This window comes from Amycolatopsis jiangsuensis (assembly GCF_014204865.1).
GTDB lineage: Bacteria > Actinomycetota > Actinomycetes > Mycobacteriales > Pseudonocardiaceae > Amycolatopsis > Amycolatopsis jiangsuensis.
On record NZ_JACHMG010000001.1, the window covers coordinates 7267125 to 7281418 of the forward strand.

13 protein-coding genes and 2 pseudogenes are annotated in these 14294 nt (G+C 70.5%); 13 read left to right on the plus strand and 2 right to left on the minus strand.

Annotated features, from left to right (window positions below; genetic code table 11):
• The first annotated feature begins 10 nt into the window (after positions 1 to 10).
• Positions 11 to 712, plus strand: a complete 702-nt coding sequence (locus tag BJY18_RS32920) for a GAF and ANTAR domain-containing protein (RefSeq protein ID WP_184783757.1) — start codon at positions 11 to 13, stop codon at positions 710 to 712.
• Positions 713 to 838: 126 nt separating this feature from the next.
• Here BJY18_RS32920 and BJY18_RS32925 read toward each other — a convergent pair whose 3' ends face one another.
• Positions 839 to 1450 (minus strand): TetR/AcrR family transcriptional regulator, encoded by a 612-nt coding sequence (locus BJY18_RS32925; protein ID WP_312874040.1) that lies wholly within the window; start codon positions 1448 to 1450, stop codon positions 839 to 841.
• A 140-nt stretch (positions 1451 to 1590) separates the two neighbouring features.
• Here BJY18_RS32925 and BJY18_RS32930 point away from each other — a divergent pair, with 140 nt between their 5' ends.
• From BJY18_RS32930 to BJY18_RS32945, 4 genes are all read left to right on the plus strand, one after another.
• Entirely contained in the window at positions 1591 to 2613 is a 1023-nt protein-coding gene (locus BJY18_RS32930; RefSeq protein ID WP_184783759.1) for an aldo/keto reductase, read from the plus strand.
• A gap of 232 nt (positions 2614 to 2845) precedes the next feature.
• Complete coding sequence (locus BJY18_RS32935; protein ID WP_184783760.1) at positions 2846 to 3472, plus strand: quinone oxidoreductase family protein; 627 nt, start codon at positions 2846 to 2848, stop codon at positions 3470 to 3472.
• A gap of 13 nt (positions 3473 to 3485) precedes the next feature.
• Positions 3486 to 4094, plus strand: coding sequence for a TetR/AcrR family transcriptional regulator (locus tag BJY18_RS32940; RefSeq protein ID WP_184783761.1), 609 nt, complete (start codon positions 3486 to 3488; stop codon positions 4092 to 4094).
• A gap of 261 nt (positions 4095 to 4355) precedes the next feature.
• Positions 4356 to 5198, plus strand: coding sequence for a carbohydrate-binding protein (locus BJY18_RS32945; RefSeq protein WP_184783762.1), 843 nt, complete (start codon positions 4356 to 4358; stop codon positions 5196 to 5198).
• 60 nt (positions 5199 to 5258) lie between these two features.
• On the opposite strand, the gene BJY18_RS32950 is transcribed toward BJY18_RS32945, so the two are convergent.
• Positions 5259 to 6089 (minus strand): SGNH/GDSL hydrolase family protein, encoded by an 831-nt coding sequence (locus BJY18_RS32950; RefSeq protein ID WP_184783763.1) that lies wholly within the window; start codon positions 6087 to 6089, stop codon positions 5259 to 5261.
• A gap of 250 nt (positions 6090 to 6339) precedes the next feature.
• Here BJY18_RS32950 and BJY18_RS32955 point away from each other — a divergent pair, with 250 nt between their 5' ends.
• The 8 genes and pseudogenes from BJY18_RS32955 to BJY18_RS32990 all read left to right on the plus strand — a co-directional run bounded on the left by BJY18_RS32955 (position 6340) and on the right by BJY18_RS32990 (position 14288).
• A complete protein-coding gene (locus BJY18_RS32955) occupies positions 6340 to 6768 on the plus strand; it encodes an organic hydroperoxide resistance protein (RefSeq protein WP_184783764.1) in 429 nt (142 codons plus the stop codon).
• A gap of 85 nt (positions 6769 to 6853) precedes the next feature.
• The gene (locus BJY18_RS32960) at positions 6854 to 7669 is read left to right on the plus strand and encodes an alpha/beta fold hydrolase (RefSeq protein ID WP_184783765.1); all 816 of its coding nucleotides are present in this window, start codon (positions 6854 to 6856) and stop codon (positions 7667 to 7669) included.
• Between the two features lie 4 nt (positions 7670 to 7673).
• Positions 7674 to 8357, plus strand: a pseudogene (locus tag BJY18_RS32965) (VOC family protein); the annotation flags it as partial.
• Positions 8358 to 8562: 205 nt separating this feature from the next.
• Positions 8563 to 9096 (plus strand): annotated as a pseudogene (locus BJY18_RS32970) (SDR family oxidoreductase).
• Positions 9097 to 9121: 25 nt separating this feature from the next.
• On the plus strand, positions 9122 to 9748 hold the full coding sequence (locus BJY18_RS32975) for a cysteine hydrolase family protein (RefSeq protein WP_184783766.1): 627 nt from the start codon (positions 9122 to 9124) through the stop codon (positions 9746 to 9748).
• Positions 9749 to 9779: 31 nt separating this feature from the next.
• On the plus strand, positions 9780 to 10547 hold the full coding sequence (locus BJY18_RS32980; protein WP_184783767.1) for an alpha/beta fold hydrolase: 768 nt from the start codon (positions 9780 to 9782) through the stop codon (positions 10545 to 10547).
• Positions 10544 to 12163 (plus strand): FAD-dependent monooxygenase, encoded by a 1620-nt coding sequence (locus BJY18_RS32985; RefSeq protein ID WP_184783768.1) that lies wholly within the window; start codon positions 10544 to 10546, stop codon positions 12161 to 12163. Before BJY18_RS32980 ends, BJY18_RS32985 begins: the two co-directional genes overlap by 4 nt.
• Positions 12164 to 12185: 22 nt before the next feature.
• A complete protein-coding gene (locus BJY18_RS32990; protein ID WP_184783769.1) occupies positions 12186 to 14288 on the plus strand; it encodes a hydantoinase/oxoprolinase family protein in 2103 nt (700 codons plus the stop codon).
• Positions 14289 to 14294: the final 6 nt, after the last annotated feature.

A 14294-nucleotide genomic window follows, 5' to 3' on the forward strand; every position in this document is an offset into this window, starting at 1 on the left:
GAGCACCACCATGAGCTACTCCGAGCGCGCCGGCGACGCCGCCGGTCTGGCCGAGGTGCTCAGCGACATCGCCCGGACGTTGCAGGCCGAGCCGGATGTCGAGACCACGCTCGGTGCGATCGTGAAGTCCGCTGTCAGCCACGTCGATGGGGCCGAGTACGCCGGGATCTCGCTCGTGGAACGCAAGGGCCGCATCCGCACTGTCGTGCCGACGGACGAGCTGGTCATCCAGATCGACAAGCTGCAGTACCTCTACCATGAGGGCCCGTGCGTGGACTCGATCGCCGAGCACGAGACCCACCGCACCAGCGATCTGGCCACCGAGAGCCGCTGGCCCCGGTTCGCGCCCGCGGCGACCGGGATGGGGGTTCGGTCGATGCTGTCCTACCGGCTGTTCGTCTCCGCCACCACTCTCGGTGCCCTGAACATGTACTCCATCCGGCCGGACGCGTTCACCGAGGAGACCGAACAGAACGGCCGGATGTTCGCCACGCACGCCGCGATCGCGCTGGTCGGCGCCCAGACCGAGGCCCAGCTGCACGCGGCGCTCGAACACCGGGACCTGATCGGCATGGCCAAGGGCATCCTGATGCACCGCCACGACATCGACGCGGTGCACGCGTTCCGGATGCTCACCGAAGCGTCCCAGCACAGCAACATGAAGCTGCGCGACGTGGCCGGCTGGCTGGTCGAGCACCGCGCAAACCTCTGAAGCGGCCGGATCCACAGGGTTAGCCGCCGGGAGACGGGTAGCCCGCACGTGGCGGCCGGGCGGTTGAGCAGCAAGCCGGCCGGTCGCCCCGGACAGCGCCGCGAATGTCGCTGACGGACGCCGCTGTCACTCGCGTGCTTCGCTGCGCAAACGCAGGCCGTCGATGAGCAGGCCGGTCATGCGCCTGCCGTATCCGGGTTCCTGTCCCGGAAGTGGCCGGCACAGCAGGGCGATCGCGTGGATCAGCTCTTCGGCTTCGAAGTCCTTCCGGATCGCGCCCTCGCGGGCTGCCGCGTCGAGCAGGGCGGCGAGAGTGGGGGCGAGCCGGTCCAGGAAGTAGCCCGGTAGGTCCGCGAACGCCGGATCGCCTGAGTGCAGTGCCGAGGCGAGACCCCGTTTGGTGCCGAGCAGTTCGACGAACCGGTCGATCCAGCCGGTCAGGGCCGGCATCGGTGCGCGGGTCGCGGCCAGTTCGGTCCCGGCGGCGGCGACCGCGTCGATCCCGGTCTGCACCACGGCTTTGACCAGGTCCGAACGCAGCGGGAAATGCCGGTAGAGGGTGCCGACGCCGACCCCGGCCAGGTCGGTGATCTCCTTCGCCGGAGCGTCCACGCCGGACGTCGCGAAAACCGTCCGCGCGGCCTCGACCAGTGCGTCGAGGTTGCGTTGCGCGTCCGCCCGTCGCCGGCGCGGCGGGTGCTCGCCGGTACCGGACGGCGGAGTCGGGTGCTGGGCCACGGGACCATCCTCGTCTCGGCCGCGGGACCGGCCGGGTTGCATAACCGGAAAGACTTTCCGTATAGTTCCGGAAAAGCATTCCACTTAGGGTCACGGTACGTCGCCCGCACCGCGCCCGCCAGTACACCAGGAGCGAACCCATGCGGTACCGCACACTCGGCCGGACCGGGATCAAGGTCAGTCCCTACGCGCTCGGCGCGATGATGTTCGCCACCCGCTTCGGCAATCCCGATCCCGAGGACTCGGCGCGGATCATCCACAAGGCACTCGACGCCGGCATCAACTTCATCGACACCGCCGACGCCTACGGTGACTCCGAGGAGGTGGTCGGCAACGCCTTGCGCGGCCGCAGGGACGACGTCGTGCTCGCCACGAAGTTCGCCCGCCCGATCGGTGAGGACCCCAACCGCCGGGGAGCCTCGCGCCGGCACATCTTCGCCGCCGTGGAGGGTTCGCTGCGCCGGCTGCGGACCGACTATCTCGACCTGTACCAGGTGCACCGTGCCGATCCCACCACGGACATCGAGGAGACGCTGTCCGCGTTGACAGACCTGCTCGCCAGCGGCAAGGTACGGGCGATCGGCACGTCCCAGACGCTTGCCTCGGACATCGTCGATGCCCAGTGGACGGCCGAGCGGCGCGGACTGGCCCGGTTCCGCAGCGAGCAGGTCGCGTACTCCCTTCTCACTCGCGGGCCCGAACGCGAGGTGCTGCCGGCCGCGCAGCGCTTCGGCATGGGCACGATGATCTGGGGACCGCTCGGCCAGGGTATGCTGACCGGGCGCGTCAGCCGGGGGCGGGAGAACGACCTGCGCCGCACGCACCTGCTCCGGCACCTCAGCGACGATCGCCGCATTGACGCGGTGGAGCGGCTGATCCCGCTGGCCGCCGAAGCCGGCCTGTCGCTGACGCATCTGGCCATGTCGTTCGTGATCGCCCATCCCGGGGTGACCAGCGCGCTGCTCGGCCCGCGCACCATGGAGCAGTTCGACGACCTGCTGGCAGGCGCCGAGGTCACGCTCACCGACGACGTGCTCGACCGGATCGACGAGATCGTGCCGCCGGGTACCGACGTGAGCCCGCTGGACCAGGATTACCGCCCGCCGGCGCTGGACGATCCGGACCTGCGCCGCCGTCCGGCCGCCCAGCGCGCCGCGGCCTGAGCGCCGGGCATCGTGCCGCCGCTGCGAGAACACGGACGCACGCGCCGGACTTCTTGACCGTGCGGGCAGCGGTGGTGCAGTCGTCCGGGGAAGTGCGGGTCGCCGAGGTGGCGGAACCGGCGCCCGGTCCCGGTGAGGTGCTGGTCGAGGTCGAGGTGGCCGGTGCGGGATACGTGGACCTCATGCTCCGGCGAGGCGAGTACCGGGGAATATCGCCGGCCGGGTCCTGCCCGTGCCGGAGGGTGCGGACGCGGCCGAGGTGGTCGCGCTCGGCCTGAACGCCCTCGTCGCCGAGAGTGCGGTGGACCGGGTGGGAGTCGCCGCGGGCGATCGGGTCGTGGTCCGCGGCGCGGGTGGCGGAATCGGTGTACTGGCCACGCAGATCGCGCATGCGCGGGGCGCCGAGGTCACCGCGGTCACGTCCTCGCCCTCCCGTGGCGACCGGTTGCTTGACCTCCGCGCGGCACGGATCGTCGACCGGACCGCCGCCGTCCCCGGTGAGGACTTCGACGTGGTCGTGGACCCGGTCGCGGGCGCGGAGATGGGCAGGTATCTGAAGCGGCTGCGGGACAACGGTCGTTACGTGCTCTGTGGTTCCGCGGATGGCCCGCCTGCGCCGGACTTCTTCGAAGTAATGCTGCGCGACTACCACAAATCACCCACGGTCTTTGCGTTCAGCCTGAATTCGGTGACCCCTGCCGGCCTGCGGCGCTCGTGGCGTGCGGTGACCGACTGGTGGGGGAAGGGACTGCTCGCGCCGGTACTGGACCTCAGCGTGCCGCTCGCCGAAGCCGAGCAGGTGCTGGGCTTGCTGGAGCGCGGGGCGCCGTTCGGCAAGGTGGTACTGCTGCCTGGTTAAGCTGGGAGGCGTGATGGCACGCCGGCGAGACGAGCGCATCGACCAGGCCGTGCTGGCCGCGGTGTCCGCGCTGCTGCGCGAGGTGGGCTACTCGGCGCTGACCATGGAAGCCATCGCCGCTCGCGCGGGCACCACCAAGCCCGCGATCCGCCGCCGGTGGAAGAACCAGCAGCAGCTGGTGGTCGCGGCCATGGCCCACGACCGGATCGGCGTCGTGGAGATCGACACCGGCTGTGTGCACTGCGACCTCGTCGCGCACCTGGAAGCACTGCGGGAGGGCATGGACGATCCGGCCCTCAGCCGAGTACTACCGGGCCTGCTGGCCGACCTCGCCGACGACCCGCAGCTGCGTGCGGAATTCCTTGCCGTGGTGTGGGAACCGCGGCGACAGGCCTGCCTGGTCACCCTGCGCACAGCGCAGCAGCGCGGCGAGGTGAGCCTCGCCGACGCCGACTTCGTCATCGACCTGTTCGCCGCGCCGATTGTCTTCCGGGCGCTGTTCCGGCACGCCGAAATGGGACCCGGATTCGCCGAGAAGGTCACGGACGCCGTACTGGGCGGGGTCGGTGCCGCCGATGCGCGCCGGTGCCGGCGGGCGGGAAGCGGTCCCGCGGCCTCGTGAGCCTTGCGGCCGTGAGTATCCTGCGGCACAACAAGTCTTTCGTCGCCGCGAACGGGCTCTGACCGCCTGAGATGTCCCGAAAGTACTGGCGTGCGAGTACTTTCGCGCAGCGGTCCGGAGTGATCCTGCTGGTGCGGCGTGGATCCGGCCGCGAGCGGAACCGGACAGCAACCGGACAGCCTGCCAGAAAAGTCTAGACCATTGTCCGCGTGCCTCCGCAGAATCGGGGACCAGTTGACTCCCTGGTCCCCGGAGGTCCCCATGCGTAAGTCTTTTCTCGCTTTTTCCCTGGCGGCAGCAGGATTGGCAGTGCTCCCGGCCACCGCCGTCGCCCAGTCCCCGGCACAGTCGGAACACGGCGTGATCGGCGCGGTCGACGGCACCACGGCCGTCGCGGCCGCCGACCGGTTCCGGGAGATCCGCACCGCGGAAGTCTCCGGTTCCTCGATCGAGGGCGACATCCACGACGACTGGGGTGTCTACACCAGTGGTACCGCGGTGACCGGACAGGACGCCGTGCAGTCGGTCTACAGTGACCTCGCGATTTCGAACGACACCCTGTACGCGCCCACGATGAAGGCGCCCGGTTCGTGTGTCGAGCTCGTCACGGCCTACTTCAGTGGCGCCGCACAGGTGTGGGCGTGGGACTGGTGCGACGGCGTCAAGGTGGCCAAATCGGTGACCGTCGACGGAAGTTTCCGGGACAACTACGGCACCTCGGTCAACGGCCACGATTCCTACCGGGGCAAGGTCGAGCAGACCGACTCGTCGAACAACACCTGGACCGCCTCGTTGTTCAACTACCGCACCGGCAGCTGGGATTCCTTCTACTCCCAGTCCGGTACCGACCAGTCGCACGAGGACCGCAGCTGGAACATCTTCGAGATCTACGCCAGTGGCGACCAGACCGCCGAATACTGTTCGGCGCTCGGCGGCCGGGCGATCGAAAGCACCGGCTACCAGATCAAACTCGACGGCGGCTGGCACGCGGCCGACGGCGGGAACACCTCGGTGCGATCGAACTCCTCGGCCGAGGATTTCCTCTGCCCGGGCCTGAGCCGCACAGTCCTGCACGAGAACGACCAGTGGAGCGTCCGGCACTGACCGCGCGTACCGCGCGAAACCGGGGGTGACCACAGCTGTGGTCACCCCCGGTCTCACCTTTCACAGCACGGATTCGATCAGCTGCGCGGCGCCGAGCATGCCGGCTTCGTTGGGGTGATACGTGACCCGGCCCGCGGGCGCGGTGTACTTCTCGACCCACGGTTCGGCCGCGCACGCACTGTGGTCGCGGCTGGCCCCGGCGAGGTCGACCAGCTCCGCACCGGTCGCGCCGGCCGCGTCGGCGGTGACGGTGGCCAGCCGGTCGGCGATGCTGTGTTCGTAGCCGAGCTGATCGTCGGTGAGCGGCACCCCGTCGCACGCGCCCGATGGCGGAAGCAGGCTGAAGTAGCTGACCACGAGGATCCTGGCCGAGGGCGCCTTCTCCCGGATGCGGTTCACCACGTCGCGCATCCGGCCGGGAAGCTCGCCGAAGGCCTGGTCGATGGCCGCGGTGTCGACGCTGCCGCAGTCGGAGCCGCCGCTGGTCTGGCACGAGTAGGTGTTGATGCTGCCCAAATAGTTGACGTCGTTCCCGCCGATGGTGACCGTGACGAGGGTCGTGTCCGCGGTGACCGCGTCCACCTGTGGGGGCTGGCCGGCCTGCCCGGTGGTGACTACGTTGGCCGTGGTGGCGCCGCTGCAGCTGGCGTCGGTGTGCCCCAGGCCGCGGTCGCGGGCCAGCACGCTGGCGTAGTTGTTGGTCGAGCGTCCGCACGCGGACGGAGAACCCGGCTGGAGGTCGGGGATCCCCGGCCCCGCGGCGAACGAACTGCCGAGCGAAACGTAGTCGGCCGGTCCGGTTTCGGCCGCGCCTGCCGCAGTGGCGTGCACGAGCCCGAACCCGGTGGCAGTCAGTGCCGCGATCAGCCACGGCGTGAGTTTTCTCCGCATCGGCCCTCCTTTGGACCTTCGGTGACAGCCAAGATCGACTGTTGGCCCGTGCCATGCCGATGTCAATCCTTGCCCGGTGTTCTGTCCGGTCGACAGTTCAGGCTTCTTTCCTCGTGGTGCTGGTCCGAAGCGGTTGAGGAAGCTAGAACGTTCGGTCTTGACTTCCCGGCACCGACTTGCCATGCTGAGGAAGAGAGAACGTTCGGTCTTGCACCTGGGAAGATTCCAGTGCGTACGGAAGGAATCGACTGTGAACAAGCCTCTGTATCTCGGTATCGCCACCTCCACCGGGGACGGCAGGGCGGGTGGTCGGGCTCGGAGTGACGACGGCCTGCTCGACCTCTCCCTCGCGATCCCGAAGGAGATGGGCGGCCCCGGCGGCGCGACCAACCCGGAACAGCTGTTCGCGGCGGGCTGGGCTTCTTGCTTCCACTCGGCGCTGAAAGCTGTTGCCGCACAGGAAAAGGTGCAGTTCGCCGACTCCGCGGTCGTGGCCGAGGTTCAGGTCCACCCGACGCCGGAGGGCGGGTTCAGCCTCGGCGCGGCTCTGCACGTCGAGCTGTCCGGCCTCGACCAGGCCGCGGCCGACAAGCTCGTCGAAGCGGCGCACGGGGTCTGTCCCTATTCGAATGCGACCCGCGGCAACATCCCGGTGACGCTCGAGGTGACCGTCGCCTGATGCCGGTGGCCGGCCGGTCGTGCACCTTGCTTATCCTCGGCAGCGTTGTAGAGTGAGCGCTACATACAGAGGATGGGAAGGCACCGTGACGAACACCGGAGATGTCGGGGACACGCGGCTGGCCTACACCGAGACCGGGACGGGCGCGCCGGTCGTGTGGCTGCACGGCTCGGGGCCGGGTGCCACCGGGATGAGCAACTTCGGCGGGAACCTGGCCGCGTTCGGCGACCACCGCAACATCGTGGTCGACCTGCCGGGCTGGGGTGCCTCCCCGCGCCCGGAGACCGCGGAACCGCTGATCTTCCACGCAGCCGAACAGGTGTGCCGGACGATGACCTCGCTCGGGATCGAGCGGGCCCATCTGGTCGGCAACTCCTACGGCGGTGGGGTGGCGATGCGGATCGCCACCCGGTACCCGGAGCGGGTGGACCGGCTGGTGCTCATGGCGCCAGGAGGAGTCCTGCCCGCGGACGCGCCGCCCTGGCCGGTCGGGCTCGAGCGGCTCTTCGGCTACATGGCCGCGGACGAGCCCTCGCGCGAGGCGATGGCGGAATTCGTGCGGCTCATGGTCTACGACGAGACGCTGGCGACCGCGGAGCTCATCGACGAGCGCTACGAATCCAGCCTCCGGGTGCATCCCGAGTTGCCGATTCCGCCGAACTTCGGTGACCTGACCCCGGACCTGTCCCGGATCGACGCGCCCACGCTGCTGGTGTGGGGGCGGGAGGACCAGACCGTTCCGCTCACCTGGGCGCCGAAGCTTCTCGCCGGTATCCCGAACGCCGAACTGCGCGTGCTCCCGCACTGCCGGCACTGGGTCCAGTACGAGCGGGCGCCCGAGTTCAACCACCTCGTCCGCGAGTTCCTGCGCGGCGGCGCGGCCGCGGCATCGGAGGGATGACCACATGGGTATCCGGAAGCTGGGGTACGTCGGCCTGAACGTCACCGACGTCGGCGCCTGGACCGAGCTGCTCGGCCGCACGCTGGGCATCGGCGTCACCCGCGTCTCGTCCGCCGCCGGTGAGGTGGTGCTGGCCGAACTCGACGAGTTCAAGTACCGCGTCGCCCTCTATTCCTCCACAGTGGACGCTCCGCGTGAGGTGGGGTGGATCGTCGACTCGCCACGGGAGCTCGACCGGCTGACCGGGCGGCTCACCGAAGCCGGCTTCACCGTCGCGGAGGCAACTCCGGACGAGCGGGAGCTGCGCGGGGCCACCCGGCTGCGCTGGTTCACCGATCCCGTCGGCTACCGCGTGGAGCTGGCGGTCGGTCAGGCCAAGGCCGGTACCGGCGTGGCCCGGCCGTCCGGGACCACCGGTCTCGGCCACCTCGTCCTGGCGAGCCCGAAGCTCGCCGAACTGCGTGAGCTGTACGAGTCCGTGCTCGAATTCGAGCTGACCGACTACCGCGCCCCCGGCCTGTTCTTCTTCCGCTGCAACGCCGCGCACCACAGCATCGCGCTCGCGAACGCGGAGACGCCGTCCATCCACCACCTCGAGTTCGAGCACGGTTCGATCGACGACGTCGGGCGCGCCTACGACCGGGCCAAGGCCGACGGCGCGCCGATCTCGATCAGCCTCGGCCGGCACATGAACGACAAGGCCATCTCGTTCTACCTGCGCAACCCCAGCGGGTTCCACCTCGAGATCGGATGCGGCGGGATCGAGGTCGGCCCGGACTGGATCCCGCACGACTTCGGGGTTTCCGATGGGGCCACCACCACGCCGAAGCCAACCCGTTCGCCTCGCCGAAATCGTGACCAGCTTCGACCCGCGCCTGAGCGGCTGCCGCGCCATGGTCACCGGCGCGGCGAGCGGAATCGGCGCCGCCGTCGCGACCCGGCTCGCGGAACTCGGCGCGCACGTGGTGGTGTGCGACATCGACGAAGCAGGCGCGGCGCGTACGGCCGAGCGGATCGGCGGCGAGCCGCTGGCCATCGACCTCAGCGAAACCGCCGAGCTGGCCGACCGGCATCCACGGTCTGCGCGCCAGCGCGTACAAATCCGCCTACGTCAGTGCCGAACACGGACTCCTGGGGCTCTCGAAGGTCCTCGCGGTGGAAGGTGCGGCCCGCGGCGTCACCAGCAACTGCGTGTGCCCGGGCTACGTTCGCACGCCGCTGGTCGAGAACCAGCTGGCCGACCAAGCCGCAGTGCACGGGGTGAGTACCGCGAAGTGCTTGCCGACGTACTGCTCGCGCGATCGGCGGTGAAGCGTCTGATCGAACCGGCGGAAGTGGCCGAAGCGGTGGCGTACCTGTGCTCGCCGGCCGCGGCGTGGGTCACGGGTACCGAGTTGACTCTCGACGGGGGATGGAGCGCGTCGTGAACACGGCGGCGGAAGGCAGGTGGGCATGAGCAGTTCCGTGATCGACGTGGAGCGCACCGCGCTCCTCGTCATCGACATGCAGAACGACTTCGTCGAAGAGGGGGCGCCGCTGGAGTTTCCCGAAGGCCGGGGCGTCATTCCGGCCATCCAGCAGGTTCTCGAAGCCGCGCGTGCCCGGGACCTGCCGGTGGTCTACGCCGCGCACGTCCACCGTCACGGCGGGGCGGACATGGGCATCCACCGTGAGCTGTATCCGCCGGTCGCGGCGGGAGAGGCGCTCGTGGACGGCGGACGCGGAGCGGACATCCATCCCTCGCTCACGCCGCGGCCGGGCGAGCCGGTGATCAAAAAGCACCGCTACAACTCGTTCTACGCCACCGATCTGGAGATCATCCTGCGTGGGCTCGGCGTGGAAACTGTGGTGCTCACCGGAATGACGACCGAGTGCTGTGTACTCGGAACGGCACGCGGGGCCCTGGAACGCGGATTCCGTTCCGTCGTCCTCTCGGACGCCTGCGCCTCGTGTGACTACCCCGATCTGGGCGCCGGTCCGATGTCCGCCACCGAAATGCACCGGGCCGCGTTGCGGGTGATGTCGCTGACTTCGTCGCAGCTGTCCGGCACCGACGAGTTCCTCGCCCGGTTGCCGTGACGCGACGGAGGATCCGATGAGGAGGCAGCAGGTGTCGGCCACAGCTCAGAAGGGCGCCGGTCCGGTTCTCGTGCTGCTCCACGGCGGCGGGCCGGGAGTGGACGCCGCGAGCAACTGGGCTCCGGTGTTTTCCCGGTTCTCCGCCGGGTTTCGCTGCCTCGCCCCGGATCTGCTCGGCTTCGGCACGCAGATCGCCGCCGCGGGCACCGAAGGGCTCCGTGGGCCGCGGGCGTGGGCGCGGGCTCGCGCACAGCAGGTCCTGGAACTGCTCGATCGTCACGAGCTGGAGCGGGTGCACGTGCTGGGCAACTCGGCCGCGGGAGGGGCGGCGGCGTTGGCGCTGCTGGCCGCCGCGCCCGAACGAGTCGAGCGTGCGGTCCTCATGGGCGGCGCGGGTACCGGCCCGCCGCCCCGCGCCGTCCCCTTCTACGACGAGCCGACCCGGGAATCCATGCGAGCCACCCTGGGGCGGCTGGTCGCGGACGAGAGCGCGCACGCCGGGCTCCTCGACGAACTCACGGATCTCCGGCTGGGGCAGGCTTTGCGGCCGGGCGCGGAGACGGCGTTCCGGTCGATGTTCACCGACGGCACAGAGCCGGTCGATCCGGCGACCGTCCGCACGCCGGTCCTGGCCCTGCACGGAGAACGGGACCGGGTCTCGCCGGTCGAGGTTTCCCGTCGGCTGGCCGGCGCGCTGCCCGAGGGCCGCCTCGAGGTGGTGGCGGGAGCCGGGCACTGGATCCACGTCGACCGGCCGGCCGAATTCTGCCGCCTGACAGGGGAGTTCCTGAACGCATGACACCGCGACCCAGCAGCCCCGCGGACCCGGCCGCGGTGGTGATCGCCGGCGCCGGGCCCACCGGACTGACCCTCGCCATCGACCTCGCCCGCCGCGGCGTGCCGTGCCACGTCGTGGAGGCCGCGCGGGAGCCGGCCGGCAATCCGCGCTGCAACACCACTTCCGCCCGGTCGATGGAGATCTACCGGCGGCTCGGGCTGGCCGGCGACATCCGGCGGGCCGGTCTGCCCGCGGACCACCCGACGTCCGTCCAGTACCGGACGACGTTGCGGGGCGAGGAGATCTTCCGCATCGACCTGCCCTCCGCGGGGGAGGTGCTGGCCGGTGCCGGCCGGCAGGAGTGGCCCACCCCGGAGCCACAGCACCGGATTTCGCAGCTGTACCTGGAACCCATCCTCGAGCGGCACGCGAACCGGCTGCCGGGACTGACGGTGGAGCGCGGGACCCGTCTGGTCGAGGTGCGGCAGTTCGAGGACCACGCCGAGGCCGTGGTGGAGACCGCGGGCGTGCGCCGGAGCCTGCGGTGCGCCTACGTCGTCGGGTGCGACGGGCCGCACAGCGTGGTCCGCCGGGGCCTCGGGATCCGCTACGAGGGCGTCGACGCGATCCGGCAGTTCGTCTCGACCTTCGTCCGTTCTCCCGAGCTGGGGCGGCTGGCCGCGCGCGACCGGGCGTGGACGTACTGGACCTACGGCCGCGGTCAGGCTTCGCTGATCGCGATCGACGGCGGCGAACTGTGGCTCAATCACGTGGCTTTCGGCCCGGACCACGACACCGCGGGAGAAGACCCCGAACAGCTGCTGACCGAAGCCGTGGGCGGTCCTGTCGAGCACGAAGTGCTCGGCGTGGTGCGCTGGACCGGGCGCCGGCTGGTGGCGCAGCGGTACCGGGAAGGCCGCGTGTTCCTGGCCGGGGACGCCGCGCACCTGTGGATCCCGGTCGGCGGATTCGGGATGAACGCGGGGATCCAGGACGCGGCGACGCTCGGCTGGATGCTCGCGGCGGTGCACCACGGGTGGGCACCACCGAATCTGCTGGATGCCTACGAACTCGAACGCAAACCGGTGGGGGAGCAGTTCGCCGACGCGGTGAATGCGGCCGCGCACCGGTCGCTCGCGGAGGTTCCGCCGGACATCCATCTGCCGGGCCCGGCAGGAGAACGGGCCCGCACCGAGCTCGCCGAACGGCTCGCCGTCACCGAGCCGCACCGGTACTCGCCCGACGGGTTCAGCTTCGGCTACCACTACGCGGGTTCCCCACTGGTCGTCGGCGGCCAGGAGCAGCCCGAGATCACCCTCGGCGGCCACCGGGACACGCCACAGGTGGGGTTCCGGCTGCCGCATGTCTGGCTGGACGACGGTCAGCCGGTGCTCGACGTGCTCGGGCCGGACTTCACCGTGCTGCGGACCGATCCCGCGGCCGACGTCCTGCCGTGGCTCGGCGCGGCCCGCGCGCTCGGGGTCCCGCTCACCGTCGCCGAGGCACCCGGCCGCTACCCGGCCCCGCTGCTGCTCGTCCGCCCGGATCAGCACATCGCGTGGATGGGCGGCGCGCAGGCCCGTCCCCGCGAGGTGCTGCGGACCGTCACCGGGCGCGTCGCCGTCCACCCCAGGTAACCCGATCACCAGGAGAACGCACATGCCATACGCACTGGGCATCGACGTGGGCGGCACGTTCACCGACGCGGTCGCCTCCGACGGCGCCGGCCGGATCGTGTCGGCCAAGACGCCGACGACCCCGCCGAACCGGGAGGCCGGCGTCCTGCGTGCCATCGAGGAGCTCGCCGCCGAGCTGGGCATCGGGTTCGGCGAACTGCTGTCGCGGACCGACTACATCGCGCACGGCACGACCGCGTCGATCAACGCGCTCGTCCAGGGCCGGGTGGCCGACGTCGGGCTGATCGCGACCAAGGGCCACCGGGACGCGATCTACATCATGAACGCCGAGGGCCGCACCCTCGGCCGGTCGGCGCACGAGGTCCAGGACACCCTGCGCCAGCGCAAACCCGAGCCGCTGATCCCGAAGTACCGGGCATTGGAGGTCACCGAACGGATCGACCACGCCGGTCAGGTGCTGGTGCCGCTCGACGAGGACGAGGTCCGCCGCGTCGCGCGCGAGCTGGTGGACCAGGGGGTCGAGGCGATCGCGGTGAGCCTGCTGTGGTCGTTCAAGAACGGCGCGCACGAACGACGGATCCGGGAGCTGGTCCACGAGATCGCCCCGGACCTGTACGTCACGCTCTCCAGCGAGGTCAGCCCGCGCATCCGCGAGTTCGCACGGACGTCCACGACCATCATGAACGCCCAGGTGGGGCCCCGGCTGCGCACGTACCTGGCGCCGCTGCGCAAGCAGCTCGAGGCAGGCGGTCTCACCGGTCCGCTGCTGGTGATGCAGAGCGAGGGCGGCACGATCACCGCCGACCGCGCCCCGGAACACGCCATCACCACGGTCGGTTCGGTGCTCTCCGGTGGCGTGATCGGCGGGCTGCGCCTGGCCGGGCAGCTCGGGCACCGCAACGTGATCACCACCGACGTCGGCGGCACGACCTTCCTGGCCGGGCTGATCGTCGACGGCGAGCCGATCATGGCGCCGGGATCGGTGGTGAACCAGTACCCGATCAACGCCGCGACCATCCGCGTGCACACCATCGGTTCCGGCGGCGGCGCGCTGGCTTCGGTGGACGCGGGCGGGAACCTGCGGCTCGGCCCGCAGAGCGCCGAGGCCGTGCCCGGTCCCGCCTGCTACGGCAACGGCGGGACCCGGCCCACGAACACCGACGCCAACCTGGTGCTCGGAATCCTGAGCGAACGCGGGCTGCTCGGCGGCCGCAAACGCTTGCGGATGGATCTGGCGAGGGAAGCGATCCGCGAACACGTGGCCGAGCCGCTCGGGCTCACCGTCGAGGAGGCGGCGATCGCCATCCACGAGGTGCAGAACGCGCAGGCCGCGGATCTGCTGCGGCGGGCCGTCGTACAGGCCGGTTACGACCCCCGCGATTTCGTCGCCTACGCCTTCGGCGGCGCCGGGCCCGCGCACTGCGCCGGGTACTGCCAGGACCTCGGGGTCCGCGAGGTCGTCGTGCCGCTCGGCCCGGTCGCCTCCGCCTTCTCGGCCTACGGGCTCGCCGCCTCGGACGTCGTGGTGAGCGCCGAACTGTCCGATCCGTCCTCCTTCCCGGTCGGGCCGGCCGTGTTCGAAGCCCACTACGGCAGGCTGGAAGCCGAACTGCAGCGGGCACTCGACCGGCAGCAGGTGAAGTTCCACGACGTGACCGTGCAGCGGGAACTCGACCTGCGGTATTCGATGCAGGTCACCGAACTCGCCACCGCCGTTCCGGACACGAAGTTCACCGAGCGCACCGGCGAGGAGATCCTCGACCGCTTCGAGGAACAGTACGAGCGCATCAACGGCAGTGGCGCCGGCTACCGCGAGGCAGGCGTGCAGGCGATCACCTACCGCGTGCGGGCGAAAGCGAGCCTCGGCTTCCCCGTCCAGCTCCCGGAAGTCCCGCGAGCCGCGAGTGCGGACCCTGACGAGGCGCTGGTCGGGCAGCGGTCCGTCTGCCTCGATTCGCAGCTCGGCTTCGTACGCACGCCCGTCTACGACTACGCCCGGCTGCGCGCGGGTCACGAGCTGACCGGGCCGGCGATCGTGGAGGTGCCGACCACGGTGGTCGTCGTCCCCGCCGGCGTCACCGGCCGCGTCGACCGGCTCGGCAACCTCGTGCTCGGCTACCAGTGAGGACCG

What these genes read in the sequence shown, in the direction of transcription:
- BJY18_RS32985 (WP_184783768.1), top strand. Translation starts at nt 10,544, where the DNA reads ATGACACCGCGACCCAGCAGCCCCGCGGACCCGGCCGCGGTGGTGATC.
- BJY18_RS32945 (WP_184783762.1), top strand. Translation starts at nt 4,356, where the DNA reads ATGCGTAAGTCTTTTCTCGCTTTTTCCCTGGCGGCAGCAGGATTGGCA.
- BJY18_RS32990 (WP_184783769.1), top strand. Translation starts at nt 12,186, where the DNA reads ATGCCATACGCACTGGGCATCGACGTGGGCGGCACGTTCACCGACGCG.
- BJY18_RS32975 (WP_184783766.1), top strand. Translation starts at nt 9,122, where the DNA reads ATGAGCAGTTCCGTGATCGACGTGGAGCGCACCGCGCTCCTCGTCATC.
- BJY18_RS32940 (WP_184783761.1), top strand. Translation starts at nt 3,486, where the DNA reads ATGGCACGCCGGCGAGACGAGCGCATCGACCAGGCCGTGCTGGCCGCG.
- BJY18_RS32950 (WP_184783763.1), bottom strand. Translation starts at nt 6,089, where the DNA reads ATGCGGAGAAAACTCACGCCGTGGCTGATCGCGGCACTGACTGCCACC.
- BJY18_RS32920 (WP_184783757.1), top strand. Translation starts at nt 11, where the DNA reads ATGAGCTACTCCGAGCGCGCCGGCGACGCCGCCGGTCTGGCCGAGGTG.
- BJY18_RS32930 (WP_184783759.1), top strand. Translation starts at nt 1,591, where the DNA reads ATGCGGTACCGCACACTCGGCCGGACCGGGATCAAGGTCAGTCCCTAC.